Here is a 19047-nt window from a genome sequence, read left to right as displayed (position 1 = left end):
TTCAATGGCACCGCATAAGCTCGATCGTCTGCTACGACCGAAAACCATTGCTGTCTTCGGCGGTCTGCAAGCCGCCGAAGTCATCAAGCAATCCCAGAAAATGGGCTTCTCCGGCGAGATTTGGCCGGTGCATCCCAAACATGACGAAATATGCGGCCTCAAGGTCTACCGTTCCGTCGCCGATCTGCCGGGCAGTCCCGATGCGGCCTTTGTCGGCGTCAATCGCTTTCTCACGCTTGATATCGTGCGCGACCTGCGTGAAGCCGGCGCGGGCGTCGCTGTCTGCTATGCCTCAGGCTTTCTCGAAGCAGGCGCCGACGATGCCGATGGCGCAAGGTTGCAGGAAGAACTCGTCGAAGCGGCGGGCGACATGCCGATCATTGGGCCCAACTGCTACGGGCTGATCAACTACTGCGATGGCGCACTGCTCTGGCCCGACCAGCATGGCGGGCGGCGGCTTGGCCCGGATGAGCGCGGCGTCGCCATCATCACGCAATCGTCCAACATCGCCATCAACATGACGATGCAAACACGCGGCCTGCCCATCGCCCACGTGATGACGGCGGGCAATCAAGCGCAGACCGGTCTCCCGGATATGGCAATTGCGCTTCTCGAAGATGAACGCGTTACCGCGCTTGGCCTCCATATCGAGGCGTTCCAGTCGGCGCCAAAATTCGAACTCCTTGCCAAGCGCGCCCGCGAACTCGGCAAGCCTATAGTCGCGATGAAAGTCGGGCGTTCGGCGCAGGCGCGGGCGGCGACCGTCTCGCACACCGCCTCGCTGGCGGGCTCGGACGCAGCATCGGATGCGTTTCTCAAGCGGCTAGGCATAGCCCGCGTCAACTCGATTGCATCCTTCCTTGAAACATTGAAGCTTCTGCATGTGCACGGCCCGCTCGACGGCATTACTCTGAGCTCGATGAGCTGCTCCGGCGGCGAGGCTTCGGTCATGGCCGATAGCGCCGAGGGACGAGCGGTCAACTTTCCGGAACTGACGCCCGAGCACCGGGCGCGGGTCAAGTCCACGCTCGGAGCATTCGTCGCCGTCGCCAATCCGCTCGATTATCATACGTTCATCTGGAACAATGAGCCGGCACTGACAGAGACATTCACCGCCATGGTTTCCGGCGGCTTTTCCCTAAGCTGCCTCGTCCTCGATTTTCCGCGCAAGGATCGTTGTTCGGACGTGGATTGGTGGTCGACCGTTCGAGGCTTCGAAAACGCGCTGCGAATCAACAAGGCCAAAGGCGCCATTGTCGCTTCGCTATCAGAAAACATTCCGGAGGAATACATGTCCGGCCTGATGGCTAAGGGAATTGCGCCGCTCTGCGGCATAACGGAAGCTTTCGATGCGGCGGAAGCTGCAGCCTTTATCGGCAAGGCGTGGAAGATGCCGCTTGCGGAAGCCGTGGCGGTTCTAGAGGACCAAGCGGAAGGCCGCACACGCACCCCGGACGAAGCCGAAGCCAAGGCCGTTCTCAAGAGTGCGGGGCTTCCGGTGCCAGAGGGACAGCGTTGCACCACGACTCGCGAGGCTGTCGCCATTGCCGACGCACTCGGATATCCGGTCGCCCTCAAGGCGCTCGGCATCGCCCACAAGTCCGAACAGAACGCCGTTCGGCTCAATCTGAAAGATGCCGATGCGGTCAGGTCCGCCGCCGATGATCTTGCTGGTCTTGGGTCCGGCCTGTATGTCGAGCGGATGGTCACGGGCGCTGTCGCCGAGCTTATCGTAGGCATCATCGATGACCCGCAATTCGGCCCAGTGATGACACTCGGCACCGGCGGCGTTCTGGTGGAATTGCTGCAGGATACGGCAACCTTGCTCTTGCCCTCGATCCGCGAGGATATCGAGACGGCACTGCGCTCGCTGCGCATGTTCCCGTTGCTGGATGGCTATAGGGGCAAGCCCAAGGCTGATCTTGGGGCGGCAATCGATGCAATCATGGGCATTGCCGCATTCGCCGTGAACAATTCTGGCCGAATTATCGAACTTGATATCAATCCGCTGCTGGTCTGCAGGCAGGGCGACGGTGCGTGGATCGCCGATGCGCTGTTGGTGACAAAGGGAGAGCTGAAATGAACGATGTAGTCAGGACACGCCGCGAAGGCGGCATTCTCGAAGTCACGCTGGACCGGCCAAAAGCCAATGCGATTGATCTGACGACGAGCCGTCTGATGGGCGAAACGTTCAAGAAATTCCGTGACGATCCCGAACTGCGTGTCGCCATCGTGCAGACCGAGGGCGACAAGTTCTTCTGCGCCGGTTGGGACCTGAAGGCTGCAGCTGGCGGCGATGCGGTCGATGGTGATTATGGCGTCGGCGGGTTTGGAGGTCTGCAAGAACTGATCGACCTCAACAAGCCTGTCATCGCGGCTGTCAATGGCATGGCAGTCGGCGGCGGGTTCGAACTCGCCCTCTCCTGCGATCTGATCTATGCCTCCGACCATTCCAGCTTTGCCCTGCCGGAAATCCGCGCGGGCACCCTCGCCGATGCCGCAACCGTCAAGCTGCCGAAGCGTATCCCTTATCACGTCGCCATGGATTTACTGCTAACAGGTCGCTGGATGGACGTTATCGAGGCGCACCGTTGGGGGCTGGTCAATGAGGTCTTGCCGAAAGACAAGCTGATGGAGCGGGTTTGGGAAATCGCCCGCATGCTCGAAAGCGGGCCACCGCTGGTATTCGCCGCCATCAAGGAAGTGGCGCGCGAAGCCGAGAGCATGGGTTTTCAGGAAGCCATGAACTGGATTACCAAGCGCAAATTCCGTACAGTCGACACGCTCTACGCATCCGAAGATGGCCAGGAGGGTTTCAAAGCCTTCGCGGAAAAGCGTGAGCCCGTCTGGAAGGGGAAATGACCACCGACTATTCTATATTGATCGACGAGGAAACCTGGGCGTTCATCGAACGTACCAACAGTTTCTACCCACCCGATGCCATCGAGCTTTCGATTGCCCAGCAGCGGGAGGTTTACGACACCATGTGCCGGGCATTTTTTGCCGGCTATCCCGAAATGATGTCGGCGACCGACCAGTTCATCGATAGCGGCAATCACAAGATCCCACTTCGCGTCTACGAAAAACGCGACTGCGATCCGAAAGCCATCTGCCTCTATTTTCATGGCGGCGGCTTCGTCGTTGGCGGTCTTGAAAGCCACGACGATGTCTGCGCCGAATTGTGCGACGGGACAGACTTCCGCGTGATCGCGGTCGATTACAGGCTTGTTCCCGAACACCTGCATCCATCCGCGTTCAGGGATTGCCTTGCCGCCTTCGAGCACGTCGCTTCGACTTCAGATTTGCCGATAGTCCTGTGCGGCGATAGTGCCGGCGGGAATCTGGCGGCGGCGGTCGTGCACCATGTGCGCCGCCACGAACGCGCGCCCATTGGCCAGGTTCTCATCTATCCCGGGCTGGGAGGGGCGACCGATCAAGGCTCTTATGTGACCCATGCGGAAGCGCCGATGCTGACGACGCGCGACACGCTATATTATTTCAATCTCAGAGGCGGCGGCTTCAACTGGTCGACCGACCCGCGCTTCGCGCCGTTGAATGATCCGGATTTTACCGATCTGCCGGCCACCGTCGTGATTTCAGCCGAATGCGATCCGCTATCGGACGATGGCCGGCATTATCGCGACAAGATCATTGCAGCCGGCGGCAAGGCGATCTGGAACAACGAACCCGGTCTGGTGCACGCCTATCTGCGCGCGCGCCACAGTGTGGAGCGCGCCCGCTCCAGCTTCCGGCGTATCGTCACCGCCGTGCACCTGCTTGGCCAGGGCCGCTGGCCCGGCCAGCTCTAGTTCCCGGCGCTGGCCATACGGCGATGTTTCATCGCGTTTTCGAGCCATCCTAGCTCCATCTCCGGAACTGACGACAACAACAGATCAGTATAGTCGTCGAAAGGCGGCGCCAGGACTTCCGACTTCGGTCCGTAGCGAACCACCTCGCCGCGATACATCACCGCGATGGAATCGGCGATGGATTTCACCGTTGCAAGATCATGCGTGATGAAGAGATAGGCGACGTTCTCATCCTTCTGCAGATCGAGCAGCAGTTTCAATATGCCGTCCGCAACCAGCGGATCCAGCGCGCTGGTGACCTCGTCGCAGATGATGAGCTTCGGCTTTGCCGCCAGCGCCCGCGCGATGCACACGCGCTGTTTTTGACCGCCGGAGAGCTCGGCTGGGTACCGATCGGCAAAGCCCTTGCCCATCTCGATCTTTTCGAGGAGCTCCGTGACATGCCTGTCGCGCTCCCTGCCCCTCATCTTGAAATAGAACTCGAGCGGCCGGCCGATAATCGTGCCGATGGTCTGGCGCGGGTTCATGGCGGTATCCGCCATTTGATAGATCATCTGCAACTCGCGCAGATCGTTGCGCGTACGGTTCGCCAGCCGGGGTGACAGGGTCCGTCCATCAAAGGTTATGCTTCCCTCCATCGGCGGCAACAGCCCGGTTATCGCGCGGGCCAGCGTGGATTTACCCGAACCGGATTCACCAACGACAGCCAGGGTCTGGCCAAGATGGATATCCACGGAGACGTTCTTCAGGACCTTCACCAGCCCGCCGCCATAGGCCGCCGTGACATTGTTGACGACCAGGATCGGCGCGTCGGTCGGGTTGTTTTGCTCGTGCGGGATATGGTGTACCGAGACCAGCTGGTTGGTGTATTGCTGGCGTGGTTCCTTGATGATCTGGTGCGTATCGCCGTATTCGACTTTCTTGCCGTGCCGCAAGACGATGATGTCATCCGCCACCTGCGCCACGACGGCGAGATCATGGGTGATGTAAAGGGCCGCTACATTCGTATCGCGGATCGCATCCTTGATCGAAGCCAGCACATCGATCTGCGTGGTCACATCGAGCGCGGTTGTCGGCTCGTCAAACACGATCAGATCCGGCTCCGAGCATAGCGCCATAGCGGTCATGGCCCGCTGCAGCTGTCCGCCTGACACCTGATGCGGAAAACGCTGACCAAACGTCTCCGGATTGGGCAGGCCAAGCTTCTTGAACAGCCCGATCGCACGTTTCTCGGCTACGGCCTTCGAGCAAATGCCGTGCAGAAGCGCTGCCTCGACCACCTGATCCATCAGCTTGCGCGCAGGATTGAAGGCAGCGGCAGCAGATTGCGCGACGTAGCAGACTTCACGTCCGCGGACCTGCCGTAGCAATCTTGGCCCACCTTTCAATATGTCGCGTCCGTTAAGCAAAACTTCGCCGCCGGTGATCCGCACGCCGCCGCGGCCATAGCACATGCTGGAAAGGCCGATGGTCGACTTGCCTGCACCGGACTCGCCAATGAGCCCCAGCACTTTGCCGCGCTCGACCTTCACCGAAACATCGTCGACAATGACGACATTGCGCGGCGGTTCTCCGGGAGGGTAGCTCGTCGCCTCGATACGCAGATTGCGGATATCGAGCAGGGTTCCACTTCTGTCTACGGGACGTTTGGCCATTAGCCGCGCCCTCCCTTCAGGCTGGTGGTGCGATTGAGGATCCAGTCGGCAACCAGATTAACCGAAATGGCAAGGATGGCGATGGCCGCAGCCGGAATGAGCGCCGCCGGGATGCCAAAAACGATGCCTTCCTTGTTTTCCTTGACCATGCCGCCCCAATCCGCGTCCGGCGGTTGCACGCCAAGACCGAGGAACGACAGCGCCGAGAGAAACAGCACCGCGAAGATAAACCGCAGCCCGAGCTCGGCGATCAGCGGCGTCAGTGCATTCGGCAGGATTTCCCGGAAGATGATCCACATGCGTCCCTCGCCGCGCAGTTTTGCCGCCTCGACGAAATCCATCACATTGATATCGACAGCGACAGCGCGCGCCAGCCGGTACACCCGGGTGGCATCGAGCAGGCCCATCACCAGGATAAGCGTAACGACGTTGGCAGGCAGCACCGAAAGCACGACAAGCGCGAAGATCAACGTTGGAATCGCCATGATCAGATCGACGAAGCGCGACATGAGCTGGTCGAACCAGCCGCCGATAACCGCTGCCGCAAAACCCAGCACCGACCCCAGGATAAACGACAATGCGGTCGCCATTGCGGCGATGAAGATGGTAATGCGCGCACCGTAGATCATGCGCGACAGCAGATCGCGCCCCAGATTGTCCGTGCCGAGCCAGTACTTTGCAGAACTTGGCTCCCACACATCGCCGACCGTTTCGCCAACAGAGTACGGCGCAACCCAAGGGGCGAAGATCGCCGCGAAGAGAAACAACGCTGTGATGATGAGGCCAATCCATGCGCTGATCGGTATGGTCTTTATATTCAGCATCTGCCGGGCCTCACTTCGGATGTCTGAGGCGGGGATTGGAAACAATCGCCACGATATCAGCAACAATATTGAGGCTGATATAGACAGCCGCGAAAACCAGCCCGCATGCCTGAACGACCGGGACGTCGCGTTTGGCAACGTGATCGACCAGATATTGTCCCATGCCGGGATAGACAAAAATCACCTCGACGACGACCACGCCGACAATCAGGAATGCGAGATTGAGCATGACGACGTTGACGATAGGCGCGATGGCATTGGGAAAGGCATGTCGCGTGATGATCTGGAATGGCGTCAGCCCTTTCAGTTCAGCCGTCTCGATATAGGCAGATTGCATCACGTTGAGAATTGCCGCTCTGGTCATACGCATCATGTGTGCGAGAACGACCAGCGTCAGTACTGTGACCGGCAGGGCAATGGCGCTCAGTCGTTCACCAAATGGCATCCCCGCGTAAACCGTCGACACACTCGGAAACCATTGCAGCTGTACGGCAACGAAATAGATCAGCAGATAACCGGTGAAGAATTCCGGCAATGATGTCGAGGCGAGACCAAGCCCGGATATGATCTTGTCTACGGGGCCGTTGCGATAGCGCACGGCGAGAAGCCCGAGGCCGATTGCCAGCGGAACCGAAACCACCGCCGCCGCCGAAGCGAGGAACAGCGTGTTCCACAGCCGGTCCTTCAGCGACGTGGCGATGTCCTGCCCGCTGGAGAGAGCCGTGCCGAGATTGCCGGTCAGGATACCGCCAAGCCAACGGAAGTAGCGGATATAGGCCGGATCGTTGAGGCCCATGTCACGCCGCAAATTTTCGAGAGCTTGCGGCGTGGCGGATTGTCCAAGAATGGACTGTGCGACGTCTCCAGGCAGGATCTGCGTACCGACGAATATCAGCACCGAGACAGCAAGGAGAAGGAGTACGCCCATCGCAATGCGCTGGGCGACCAGTTTAAGGACAGGCGTACTCATCCGCCGAGCCTACGCGATCAGCCAGCAGCGCGACAATGCGTAACCGCCGCTCATCTCCTGATTGCCGTCCGGCACCCAGCCGCCAACCTTTTTGCTCGTCGCATCGATGAAGTCGTTGAACATCGGCACGATGACACCGCCTTCGTCGCGTACGATGACATTCATGTCGCGATACATGGCCTTGCGCTTGGCTTCGTCCAGTTCGCCGCGCGCCTGCAACAGCAGTTTGTCGAACTTCTCGTTGAAGAAGCGTGTGTCGTTCCAATCGGCCTTGGAATAATAAGCCGTCGAGAACATCTGGTCCTGCGTCGGCCGACCGCCCCAGTAGGATTCCGAGAACGGCTGCTTGTTCCAGACCTGCGACCAGTAACCATCGCCAGGCTCGCGCTTGACTTCGATGGTGATGCCAGCCTTGGCAGCGCTCTGCTGATAAAGCTGCGCCGCATCGATTGCGCCGGGAAATGCAACATCGGAAGTACGAAGCAGCACCGAACCTTCGTGGCCGGACTTCTTGTAGTGGAATGCCGCCTTGTCGGGATCGTATTTGCGCTGTTCGAGATCGTCCGAAAACAGCGGATACGCCTTGTTGATCGGCGTGTCGTTACCAACGGAGCCGTAGCCGCGCAGAATGGTCTTCACCATCTCTTCGCGGTTCATCGCATATTTCAGTGCCATACGCAGATCCATATTGTCGAAGGGCGCGGTGTTGCAGTGGGCGATGAAAACGTAGTGCCCCTTGCCCGCGACGTTCTGGATCGTAACGCCCGGCACGCGCTTGACGAGATCGACGATCTTCGGCTCGACGCGGTTGATCATGTGTACCTGGCCGGACTGCAGAGCCGCGGTGCGGGCAGTCGCGTCGTTGATGACGATGATTTCGATCTGCTCGGCGTGGCCACGCTTGTCGCCGTCCCAGTAGTTCGGGAATTTCGTCCCGATATGACGAACGCCCGGCTCATCGGTCACCACCTTGTATGGTCCCGTACCGATACCTGCAGTCGGCTTGTCCTTACCGCCGCCCGGCTGGATCATAAGATGGTAGTCGTCCATCAGGAACGGTAGATCGGCATTTGCTTCTTTCAGTGTGAAAACAACAGTATCGCCGTCTTTCTTCACGCTTTCGATGCCGCCCATGATGCCGAGGGCGCCGGATTTCGAATTGGCATCCGAGTGACGTTCCATCGTGGCGACGACATCGTCCGGCGTCATCTCCTTGCCGTCATGGAACTGCACACCCTTGCGGATCTTGAAGGTCCAGACCTTGGCATCGTCCGAAGAACCCCATTCCGTTGCGAGCTTCGGATTGAGCTTGCCGTCGGGTTGGATTTCCACGAGCTGTTCGCCCCACTGGCGGCCGAACTTGTAGGGGACCTGGCTCTGCCACGTCGCAGGATCAAGACTGTCAGTGGAAGCGCCGCCCTGCATGCCGGCTTTCAACGTTCCGCCCTTGACCGGACCTTCGGCAAGCGCGGCACTTGAAAGCAGGGAGTTGGCGAAGACGGTGGTGACACCAAGTGCCGCGGCGCGGCCGAGAAAGTCGCGGCGCGAAAGCTTGCCAAGTGCAACCCTGCGGCTGAGATAATCGAGTTCGTTTGACATATCTATTCCCCTTCTTCTGCTTGCGACGCCCGGCGTCCCAATTCTGGTTTTTGTGAATTATGCGACCTGATATCCGTAAATTTCAACCCTTTAAGTTTGGTATTTAAGACAACGCTGCAGATACAGCGTTCAAAGTCAGATGTGATTGCGTGCAATCGTCTCGGTAAAATCGCGCTCGAACACCGCATTGTCGTTTTCGTATGCTTCGATGCGCCCAGTCAGATAGAAATTGTGCTTGTCAGACCGCATCGTCGTGAAAGTCTCGGTGCGGATGCGCCAGTTGTCGCGCCCTGAAATCTCGGTCCAATGAGTTTCGCCATAGGCGGAAAGTGGATCGTCGGCGTTGATTTCCCAGCGCTCGCGCGCAACGCCGCCATGGATCAGTCCATGATCCTTGTCTCGCGCTTCGCCGAAATCGTCTTCAATCACCAGACTGATCTTGCCTGTGACCTGATCATGTTCGATCGACCGGCTGTTGCCGCCGGTGCGCAAGGTTTCAAGCTGCCACGGCGACGCGGCTTCCGGCTCCGGAAAGGTCCATTCGTCGCCTGTCGCCAGCTCCCGCGAAGGAACGCTGATCTGCCCACCCTCTATCGTGAGGCTTACACTTTCCGGTGAGGGCCAGACCATCGGCCAATAGGACGACGAGACGGCCACCCGCAATATGTGCCCGGCCGGTATGCGATAGGCAATATCGTCAAGCTTGAAGCGGATGTCGATCGCTTCTCCCGGCACAAGCGGCTCCGGCTTGTCGTGCCCGCTGCGATGGCACAGATTGAATACGCCATAGGTGATGCGGGTCGACGCACCATCCGGATGCACATCGCAAAGCCGCACCGCGACCATAGCAACCGGCTTGTCGCTCGACAGCGTCAATTTGATCTCCGGCGCGCCGACAATATCGATGGGCTTGTCCAGAACCGTGCCATAGCAAACCGACAGCGCATCGTCGCGGCGCTGGTCGCCGGGCATTTCCGGTCCGAGCCAGATCGCGCAATATTCGCCGCCCATCATGCCGCAATCCTGCGGCGACGCCACGAGATGGGAAAAGCCGTCAGATACCTCGGCGGCAAGGGATTTGTCGGCTTGCAGATGCAGCACTTCGGGAGCAATCGCCTTCGATGGCCATTCCTGTTCGGCAATCCAGCGACCCGGACGTTCCGTGTACCAACTCCTTGGGCGCACCGAATCCATCAGATAACCACGATAGGCCGGATCGTTCTCGACGCCGGTATCGATATCCTTGAGCCAGCGATCCCACCAGCGCAGCGCCTCCTGCAGGAAGCCGATGCGCGGTTCCGGCACGGCAAAGTGCGGATATTTGTGCACCCAGGGCCCGATGATGCCCTTGACCGGCGCGGTTATGCCCGCCATCAGCCGCGGCACGGCATTCTTGTACGCATCGCCCCAACCGCCCACGGCCAGTGTCGCCGCCTTGATCGCCGAAAAGTCCTCGCAGACCGAACCGCGCTGCCAATAGGCGTCGCGCGTCTGATGGTTCAGCCAGACGGTCGGCAGGAAAGGCTCGTTGTCGAGCCGGTCGAGCCACATATCGCGCCATTTCTCGCCAGCGAGCGCCGGGTCTGGTGCGCGCGACGAGTAGGCAAGCATCGTTGCGCCCCAGCCGAGATTTTCGTTCAGCAGCAGGCCGCCCTTATAGTGAATATCGTCGGCATAACGGTCATCGGTCGAGCAAAGCGTGATGATCGCCTTCAACGCTTCCGGCTGCAGCGCCGCCACCTGCAGCGAATTGAAGCCGCCCCAGGATATGCCCATCATGCCGACCTTGCCGGTCGACCAGGACTGCGCTGCTATCCACTTGATCACCTCGCAGGCGTCGGCCAGTTCCTGCTCGGAATACTCGTCCTCCATCAGCCCTTCGGAATCGCCATTGCCGCGCATGTCGATGCGCAGGCAGGCGTACCCGTGGCCAGCGAAATATGGATGCGTGAGGTTGTCCCGGGCGGTGGTGCCATCGCGTTTGCGATAAGGGAGAAATTCGAGAATTGCAGGAACCGGGGTCTGCTCGGCACCGTCTGGCATCCAGACTCTCGCCGAAAGTCGGCAGCCGTCAGGCAGGATGATGCCCATATCGGCGTGCTCGTGGATATTATGCTGAAAAGTCTCGACTGTCCGCATTATCACCCTTCGCCTCGTCAAAGAGTCGAAAATGGCGAATGCTCACCGGCTTTGCACCGCCGGTGATACGCGTCCCATTTTCTCGTCTTTTGCGAGGTGTTCCTTTTGCCCACACTATGCGCATCTGCTCAGCGACACGCCTCCAACACTTGCGACATAAGTCCCGTCATTTGCGCCACCACCAGAAAACGCTCAACCAAGCTTCGACGGTATCAATCTTTCCACGCGCCGGAATAGCATGACGATGATGCCCGTGATCACGAGATAGCCCGCCGCCAGCAAAAGCAGCGGTTCGTAGGTAAGAAACGTGTCCTGCCTGACGCGCGATGCAACCGAGTATAGATCGACAACGGTAATCGTCGCGACCAACGGTGTGGATTTCAGCTGCAGCACGGCTTCGCCTGCCAGTGTCGGCAGCGCCCTGTGAATGGCTTGCGGCAGCCAGATACGGCGGAAGATGGTAAAGCGCGGCATGCCGAAAGCGCGCGCGGACTCCAGCTGCCCCTTGGGAACACCCGCAAAGGCACCCCGCATCACTTCGCCCTCATAACCGGCGTAGGACAGCGTCAGGGCAAGGACCGCATAGGGCCACGCCTGCCGCAGGTAAGGCCAGAGCTCGGATCCCCGGATCCAGGGATATTGCGGGAACAGCGACCCGAGGCCGTAATAGAGCAGCCAAAGCTGGACGAGCAGCGGCGTACCGCGAATGACAGTGCAGAACGCACGCGCCGGAATAGCTAGGAACGCCGGGCCGGATGCCTGCGCCAATCCCAGGGGAACCGCCAGCAGGAAACCAAGGACGACCGTCACGACCAGTATCCAGATCGTCCGCCACAGACCCTGCAAGATCAGACCGCCATATTGCGGCAGCCAGTCCCAACGCATGAACAACGCCGCCGAAGCCACAAGCGCCAACCCGATCAGAATAAGCACGATGCGATGCGGCGGCAGCTTACTTGCCAGACTGCTTGCGTCCTTTTCCTTGTGAATCGGAAAGGTCTCGATCGGGACTTCGATTTCGGTTTCGCCAAGCGCATTGGACATCAGCGCGCCTCCTTCACGGAAGGCATGCCGCGCCGCGCACGTTTCTCAACCCATTCCAGGATGACACTGGAGAACAGCGTAATGAACAGATAGAGCGCACCGGCGGCGAGGTAGAACGTCATGTAGGCTTTCGTCGTCCCGGCAGCCTGCCGTGTTTCCAGTGTCAGTTCGCTGAAGCCAACCACTGCAAGCAGCGCTGTATCCTTCGTCGAAATGAGCCAGAGATTGGCAAGTCCGGGCAACGCGTGCGGCAGCATGGCCGGCAGCGTGACGCGGCGCATCATCAGCACAGGCGACATGCCGTAGGCCCTCGCCGCCTCGATCTCGCCTTGCGGGATGGCTTTGATTGCGCCGCGCAGCACTTCCGTCGCATACGCGCCCTGCACAAAGCCGAGCACGACGATACCGGCGACGAGACCACTGATATCGACGCGCTGATACCCCAATCCCTCAAGGATACGATTGATCAGGTCCGTTCCCGCGTAATAGAGCAGGATAATCATCACCAGTTCGGGAATTGCCCGTACCAGCGTCGTGTAGACTGCCGCCAGGTCGCGTGCGATCGGACCGCCATATAGTTTCGCGTATGAGCCGAATGTTCCGATAATCAGGCCCATGCCGAACGCGCCGAACGCGATCTGCAGCGACCGCACCAGCCCGCGCAAGAGATTGGCACCCCACCCTGGCGCAACAGGAGATAGAAGATCGAACATGCCGGTAATTCCGGCGGGGATAATCGATGCGTCGGCCAAGCCGTCCTCGATTCAGCGTCAAATGCGGGTTTCGAACAATAAAAAGGCCGGAGTTGGAAACCCAACGCCGGCCCAAACTCAATCAGCCGCCATACATGTCGATGGTGAAGTACTTCTTCGAGATTTCGTCATACTTCCCGTTGGCCCTGATTTCTTTGATCGCCGCGTTGAACTTTTCCTTCATCGCAGTGTCGCCCTTGCGCAGGCCAACGCCAACGCCAGGTCCAAGGATATCCAGATCATCGGCGACCTTGCCCTTGATGTCGCAGCAAGCCTTGCCTTCAGGCGTGTCAGCAAAGGTTTGCAGCGCCAGTCCATCGGCCTGGGTGGCGTCGATACGTCCGGCTGCCAGATCCTGGTTGGCCTCATCCTGCGTCTGATATTCCTTGATCTCGGCGCCAGTGTCAGCGAAATGCTTCTTCGCATAGGCCTGGTGCACGGTCGAAACCTGCACGCCAAGGATCTTGCCCTTCAGACCTTCGGGTGTCGCGTCCATCTTCTCGTCCTTGGAGCCGAGAATCAACGTCGGGGTATTGTAGTACTTGTCCGAAAAATCGATCGTCTTCTCGCGTTCCGCGGTGATCGACATCGAAGCTGCGATGATGTCGATCTTCTTCGTCGTCAGCGCCGGAATGATACCGTCCCACGAAACCGGCGTGATGACGCAATCAAGCTTGGCCGCCTCGCACATTGCCATGGCGATGTCGATTTCCCAGCCCTGCCATTTGCCGGATGCATCGGGCGCCGCGAAAGGCGGATAGGGTTCGGCGGCGATGCCAACCTTGACCTGCTCGGCATTGGCTGCGCCAAGGCCGGCAACCACAAGCACAACGGCTGCTGCCGTTGTTTTCAGAAAAGACTTCATTCTCATCTCCATTGGTTCAACTGTTCCCCAGGGTTGCTCCCTGTATTGCTTTTAGTCACTTATGAAACAGTTCGGATAAACTGCTTCAAACGTTCAGATTTCGGCGATCCGAATAGTTGTTCCGGAGGCCCTTCCTCCTCGACGATTCCATTGTGCAGGTACATCACATGGCTCGCCACTTCGCGGGCGAACTTCATCTCGTGGGTGACCAGCAACATCGTCCGGCCCTCTTTCGCGAGGTCGGCTATAACCTTCAGGACCTCGCCGACAAGCTCGGGGTCGAGCGCCGATGTCGGCTCGTCGAACAGCATCACACGCGGCTGAATGGCCAGCGCCCGCGCGATTGCGCCGCGCTGCTGCTGTCCACCGGACATATAGGCGGGATAGACATCGCGCTTGGCAGAAAGACCGACGCGCTCGAGAAGCTGCTCGCCAATGGCCATCGCCTCGTCGCGCCTCATGCCAAGCACATGCACCGGCACTTCGATGACATTCTGGATCAGCGTCATGTGCTGCCAGAGATTGAAATTCTGGAACACCATGCCGAGCCGGCTCCGAATGCGCTCGATCTGGCGGCGATTGGCCGGCACCTGGCCGCCATGGCCGTCACTGACCATTTTGACATCTTCGCCATTGATGCGAATGACGCCGCTGGTGGGATTTTCAAGGAAATTTATGCAGCGCAGGAATGTCGACTTACCCGAGCCACTGCCGCCGATCATGGCGACGACATCGCCGTCCTTGGCGGACATGGAAACGCCTTTGAGCACTTCAAGCGCGCCGAACCGCTTGTGCAGGTTCTCGATGTGGATAGCTTCAGCCTGTTCAGCCGCGCCGGGTTGGAGAGGATCCGCCGCAACGGCTACATTCGCCGTCATTCCGGGATTCCCGCGCATAGCTGTCGTGCTTGCTCAATCATCAGTTATTCGATCCGCCTCTTTTGTCAGCATGGGTCTTGATTGCCCGAATTTAGCCCATCACACCACTTGCGCTCTAATTATGCAAGCGTATAAATACACCGACCAGCAATTTTTCGAGAGCACCCCCAAAAGATGACATTCGGTTCGCAGTCCATGGCCCTTCCCTTGAAACGCGTCATAATGCGCATGCCGGACAGGGTCATGGCCGGCGCCGAACGTGACGTCTGGCACTACGGGCCGCAGTTCGATCCGCGCCGTGCGTCCGAACAACACAAGGTCTTCGCCGATCTTATCGCCCGGTCCGGTGCCGACATCACCTGGATACGCGACGGCAACGACGCGCTCTCGGATTCGATATTCACCCATGATCCTTCGCTCGTCACCGATAAAGGCGCGGTGCTCCTGCGCATGGGCAAGAAGCTGCGCCTCGATGAACCCGATCTGCATCACGCGACCTACCGCGAGATGGATGTCCCTGTTCTCGGCCGCATCGAAGCGCCGGGCACCGTCGAAGGCGGCGATTGCGTCTGGGTCGACAGCAAGACCTTGGCCGTCGGGCGCGGTGTCCGCACCAACCAGTCCGGCATCGAACAGCTTTCAGCCATCCTGAAACCTCTCGGCATCACTGTCCTTGGCTTCGATCTGCCGCTCTGGCATGGCGAAGAAGCCTGCCTGCATCTGATGTCGATCATTTCCCCATTGGCCGAGGATCTGGCGCTGGTGCACCTACCACTGCTGCCTGCCGCCTTCTACCAGCTCCTGAAGGAGCGCGGCATCCGCCTCGTCGTGGCACCGGAAGAAGAGTTCGCCGCGAGCAACGGGCTTAATCTGAATGTGTTGCCGACCGCACCCTACGAGGTGATCGCCGTCGCCGGTTTTGAAAAGACCAAAGCTGCCATGGAAGCTGCGGGTTGCACGGTCACCACATTCGAAGCCGATGCCCTGTGCATCGCCTGCGAAGGCGGCCCCACCTGCCTGACCCGCCCCGTCTGGCGCCAATGACGGAATCCCGCTCTACCACACGCAAGAGCTTCCGCCGCGAGGGCGAAGACAAACGCCGCGAGGATCTGATCGCGGCGACCCTTGAATGTGTGGCTGAGCGCGGTCTTGCAGGAGCGACTGTGCGCGAGATCGCTCTGCGCGCCGATGTGACCGCTGGTCTCATCCGCTATTACTTTCCGGCCAAGGACGATCTTATCGGCGCTGCCTATCGCGCCGTCATGAACCGCATGACGGTTCAGGCAAGCGATGCATTGAAGAGTGCCGCCGATGATCCGCGTGACCGTCTCAATGCTTTCGTGAAGGCCAACCTCGGCCAACCGATCATGGACCCCAACAATCTTTCCCTGTGGGCGGGATTCATCGGCATGGTTCACGCTGATCCCGCCATGGCTTTGGCGCACCGCGACGGATACCTTGGTTTCCGCGACGAGCTGGAAGCGCTCATCCGCGAAGCGTTGCTGGCCGCCGGCAAGCCGGCTGAGCCAATTCATACCCGCCGCCACGCCATCGCCGTCAACGCGATTATCGACGGGCTATGGCTTGAAGGTTGTCTTGCGGGTGATATTTTTGCTGAAGGAGAGTTGGCCGAGACCGGTATAGCCGCTATCGAAGCCGTTCTTGCAATTTCTCTCAATCCTGAAAAAGGAGGCGCGATATGATGCGCTATGCGTCTGTCACCGACCGTCTGGCCGGACTTGGATCCGACAAATGGGCTGTCCATTTCCGCGCCCGCCAAATGAAGCAGGCGGGACACGACATCATCGAATTGACGATCGGCGAGCCTGATATTCCGACGCCAACCGACATGATAGACGTCGCCGAACGGGCGATGCGTGCTGGCCGCACCGGCTATTCCAGCGGTCGCGGCGAGCCGGCTTTGCTTGCCGCGCTTTCGGCGAAATACACCGCGCGCACGGGACGCCAGATTGGTCCGGAAAACATCATGTGTTTCTCCGGCACGCAAACTGCCCTGTCGATGGTCATGATGGGACTTGCCGAGGAAGGCGACGAGATCATCACCGGCGATCCGCTCTATGCGACCTATGACGGCGTTGTCCGGGCAACCGGCGCGACGCGTGTTTCCGTCCCGCTGCGGCCCGAAAAAGGTTTCCGCATGCAGGCCGCAGACCTTGAAAAAGTCATCACGCCGCGGTCGAAGGTTCTCCTGCTCAACACGCCGCACAATCCGACAGGCGCCGTGCTGAGCGCCACGGAGATAGCCGAAATCGGCGAAGTCTGCATCAGGCACAATCTCTGGATCGTGTCCGATGAAGTTTATGAACTGATGATCTACAACGGCACGTTCGCGTCGCCGCTGGACCGGGCGGAACTTGCCGATCGCACCATTGCCGTGGCCTCCATCTCCAAATCCCATGCCGCGCCGGGTTTCCGCAGCGGCTGGTGCATCGCCCCCAACGAATTTACGGAGCGTCTGCTGCCACTGTCCGAATCCATGCTCTTCGGCGGACAGCCCTTCATCGCCGACATGACGGCCTATGCTCTCAGCCGCCCATCCACCGCGGCGGCCACGATGCGCGAGAGCTTTCTGCGCCGCGCCCAGCACATTTCGGAACGTCTGGATGGCAAGGCGGGCATCGTTGCCAAAATCCCGCAAGCCGGCATGTTCATTCTTGCCGATATTCGCGCCACCGGGCTGTCTGGCCAGGAGTTCGCCATGCGCCTTCTCGAAGAGGAGCTCGTCGCGGTCATGCCGGGCGAGTCCTTCGGCGACAACCTTGCCGGCTATCTTCGCATGAGCCTCAGCATTGCCGACGACAAGATCGACGCAGCCTGCGCCGGTATCGTCCGCCTCGCATCGCGGCTGCAACAACGGAAATCCGCATGACCACTGTCGGTGAAGCCCTCGTCCACCTGCTCGAAACCTATGATGTCGATACGGTTTTCGGCATTCCCGGCGTCCACACCATCGAGCTCTACCGCGGCCTCGCCGGCTCGAAGATCCGCCACATCACGCCGCGCCATGAACAGGGCGCGGGCTTCATGGCCGATGGCTATGCGCGAGCCACCGGCAAGCCTGGCGTTGCTTTCGTCATCACCGGTCCAGGCATCACCAATACGATAACCGCCATGGGTCAGGCCCGTGCCGACTCGATCCCGATGCTGGTCATCTCCGGCGTCAACCAGCGCGATTCGCTGGGCAAGGGCATGGGTTTCCTGCACGAACTGCCCAATCAGCGCGCCATGTTGCAGACTGTCGCGATGTTCTCCCATCGCATCGAGAAGCCCGACGAGCTGGCCATCGTGCTCGCCAGAGCCTTTGCCCTGTTTGCCTCGCGCCGTCCCGGTCCCGTCCATATCGAGATTCCGCTGGATGTGATGGCGCTGCCACTGGATGACGCGGAACGCCTGTCCTCCGATGCACCGATCCCGCACGCTTCGGCCGAGACCATGGCGGAACTGACGCGCCTTTGCCTCGGCGCCGAACGGCCGGTGATCCTGATCGGCGGCGGCGCCAAGGCTGCTGCCAGCGCCCTGCAGGCCCTGGCGGAGAAGCTCGATGCGCCTGTCATCGCGACGACCAACGCACGCGGCATCATGCATGCGCACCCCCTGCTCATACCGGCCGGTCCCAGTCTGAAGCCGTGCCGTGCCTTGCTTGCCAACAGCGATCTCGTCATCGCGATTGGCACGGAAATGGGCCCGACGGATTATGACATGTACGGCGATGGTGGTTTTCCTGAGCTGAAACGGCTCGTGCGCATCGATATCGACGCGGGACAACTCGACCGCCATCCGGCCTTCATGCCGATCGAGGCATCGGCAAAGGAAACGGTCGAGGTACTTGCGGCCGCCCTGCCCGAGCGTCGCAATTCCCATTCCGGCGTAGAGCGCGCACGGCAGACGCGCGATGCAGCCTGGGCTCATATCGGCCCGCGCTACCAGGGCATGGTCCGTTTCCTCGATACCTTGCGTGATACTTTGCCGGGTTCGCTCATCGTCGGCGATTCCACGCAGGCCATTTATGCGGGCAATCTGTACTACGATCACGACCGCGTTGGCGGTTATTTCAACGCGGCGACCGGGTTCGGAGCGCTTGGCTTTGGCCCGCCGGCCGCCATTGGCGCATCGCTGGGACAGCCGGAAACATCGACGATCTGCATCGTCGGCGATGGCGGCTTCCAGTTCGTCCTCGGCGAACTCGGCGCGGCGGTCGATGAGCGTGTGCCCGTCATCTTCATTGTCTGGAACAATCAGGGCTATCAGGAAATCGAACGCGCCATGATCGAGGTCGATATCGACCCGGTTGGCGTGCGTCCATCGGCACCGGACTATCTGAAAATCGCCGAGGCATACGGCGTCCCGTCAAAGCGTCTGGACAGTCTCGAAAAACTGCCTGCCGCCTTGCTCGAAGCCAAGGCGAGCGGAGCGCCATATCTCATTGAAATCGATGAGAAACTGTTTGATTAGCCCAGTGCCCGAGAACTTACCCAAGAATTGATGGCGGCG

General features: G+C 59.8%; 16 protein-coding genes. 7 read left to right on the top strand and 9 right to left on the bottom strand.

The window, feature by feature from the left end; all coding sequences use genetic code 11:
- Positions 1–4: 4 nt before the first annotated feature.
- The 3 genes from PHA01_RS14140 to PHA01_RS14130 are packed head-to-tail and all read left to right on the top strand — an operon-like array spanning position 5 to position 3809.
- Positions 5–2083: an acetate--CoA ligase family protein gene (locus PHA01_RS14140; protein ID WP_271896496.1), complete on the top strand. Its 2079-nt coding sequence runs from the start codon at positions 5–7 to the stop codon at positions 2081–2083.
- On the top strand, positions 2080–2862 hold the full coding sequence (locus tag PHA01_RS14135; protein ID WP_271896495.1) for a carnitinyl-CoA dehydratase: 783 nt from the start codon (positions 2080–2082) through the stop codon (positions 2860–2862). Before PHA01_RS14140 ends, PHA01_RS14135 begins: the two co-directional genes overlap by 4 nt.
- Positions 2859–3809, top strand: a complete 951-nt coding sequence (locus PHA01_RS14130; protein WP_271896494.1) for an alpha/beta hydrolase — start codon at positions 2859–2861, stop codon at positions 3807–3809. Before PHA01_RS14135 ends, PHA01_RS14130 begins: the two co-directional genes overlap by 4 nt.
- Here the strand turns inward: PHA01_RS14130 and PHA01_RS14125 are convergent.
- The 9 genes from PHA01_RS14125 to PHA01_RS14085 form a co-directional block, all read right to left on the bottom strand.
- Complete coding sequence (locus tag PHA01_RS14125) at positions 3806–5464, bottom strand: ABC transporter ATP-binding protein (protein WP_271896493.1); 1659 nt, start codon at positions 5462–5464, stop codon at positions 3806–3808. The genes PHA01_RS14130 and PHA01_RS14125 overlap by 4 nt on opposite strands.
- Positions 5464–6288: an ABC transporter permease gene (locus PHA01_RS14120; RefSeq protein ID WP_271896492.1), complete on the bottom strand. Its 825-nt coding sequence runs from the start codon at positions 6286–6288 to the stop codon at positions 5464–5466. The genes PHA01_RS14125 and PHA01_RS14120 overlap by 1 nt, the downstream gene beginning before the upstream one ends.
- 10 nt (positions 6289–6298) lie before the next feature.
- Positions 6299–7258 carry an ABC transporter permease gene (locus PHA01_RS14115; RefSeq protein ID WP_271896491.1) on the bottom strand — a complete coding sequence of 320 codons (960 nt, stop codon included), beginning with the start codon at positions 7256–7258 and terminating at the stop codon, positions 6299–6301.
- 9 nt (positions 7259–7267) lie between these two features.
- Positions 7268–8857, bottom strand: coding sequence for an ABC transporter substrate-binding protein (locus tag PHA01_RS14110; RefSeq protein WP_271896490.1), 1590 nt, complete (start codon positions 8855–8857; stop codon positions 7268–7270).
- A 135-nt stretch (positions 8858–8992) separates the two neighbouring features.
- Positions 8993–10996 carry a CocE/NonD family hydrolase gene (locus PHA01_RS14105; RefSeq protein ID WP_271896489.1) on the bottom strand — a complete coding sequence of 668 codons (2004 nt, stop codon included), beginning with the start codon at positions 10994–10996 and terminating at the stop codon, positions 8993–8995.
- 192 nt (positions 10997–11188) lie between these two features.
- The gene (locus PHA01_RS14100; protein ID WP_271896488.1) at positions 11189–12040 is read right to left on the bottom strand and encodes an ABC transporter permease; all 852 of its coding nucleotides are present in this window, start codon (positions 12038–12040) and stop codon (positions 11189–11191) included.
- A complete protein-coding gene (locus tag PHA01_RS14095) occupies positions 12040–12753 on the bottom strand; it encodes an ABC transporter permease (RefSeq protein ID WP_271896679.1) in 714 nt (237 codons plus the stop codon). Before PHA01_RS14095 ends, PHA01_RS14100 begins: the two co-directional genes overlap by 1 nt.
- A 121-nt stretch (positions 12754–12874) precedes the next feature.
- Positions 12875–13657 carry a transporter substrate-binding domain-containing protein gene (locus PHA01_RS14090; protein WP_271896487.1) on the bottom strand — a complete coding sequence of 261 codons (783 nt, stop codon included), beginning with the start codon at positions 13655–13657 and terminating at the stop codon, positions 12875–12877.
- Between the two features lie 59 nt (positions 13658–13716).
- Positions 13717–14535, bottom strand: a complete 819-nt coding sequence (locus PHA01_RS14085; protein WP_271896486.1) for an ABC transporter ATP-binding protein — start codon at positions 14533–14535, stop codon at positions 13717–13719.
- Between the two features lie 174 nt (positions 14536–14709).
- Here PHA01_RS14085 and PHA01_RS14080 point away from each other — a divergent pair, with 174 nt between their 5' ends.
- The 4 genes from PHA01_RS14080 to PHA01_RS14065 are packed head-to-tail and all read left to right on the top strand — an operon-like array spanning position 14710 to position 19008.
- On the top strand, positions 14710–15579 hold the full coding sequence (locus tag PHA01_RS14080) for a dimethylarginine dimethylaminohydrolase family protein (RefSeq protein WP_271896485.1): 870 nt from the start codon (positions 14710–14712) through the stop codon (positions 15577–15579).
- Complete coding sequence (locus PHA01_RS14075; protein ID WP_210003613.1) at positions 15576–16238, top strand: TetR family transcriptional regulator C-terminal domain-containing protein; 663 nt, start codon at positions 15576–15578, stop codon at positions 16236–16238. The genes PHA01_RS14080 and PHA01_RS14075 overlap by 4 nt, the downstream gene beginning before the upstream one ends.
- The gene (locus tag PHA01_RS14070; protein WP_271896677.1) at positions 16238–17425 is read left to right on the top strand and encodes a pyridoxal phosphate-dependent aminotransferase; all 1188 of its coding nucleotides are present in this window, start codon (positions 16238–16240) and stop codon (positions 17423–17425) included. Before PHA01_RS14075 ends, PHA01_RS14070 begins: the two co-directional genes overlap by 1 nt.
- A complete protein-coding gene (locus PHA01_RS14065; protein ID WP_271896484.1) occupies positions 17422–19008 on the top strand; it encodes a 5-guanidino-2-oxopentanoate decarboxylase in 1587 nt (528 codons plus the stop codon). The genes PHA01_RS14070 and PHA01_RS14065 overlap by 4 nt, the downstream gene beginning before the upstream one ends.
- Positions 19009–19047 lie beyond the last annotated feature (39 nt).

It is taken from the genome of Candidatus Phyllobacterium onerii (assembly GCF_028331445.1).
In the GTDB taxonomy this organism is placed as follows: Bacteria; Pseudomonadota; Alphaproteobacteria; order Rhizobiales; family Rhizobiaceae; genus Phyllobacterium; species Phyllobacterium onerii.
The sequence above is the reverse complement of the archived record's forward strand: the minus strand, read 5'-3'. Positions and strand labels throughout refer to the sequence as shown.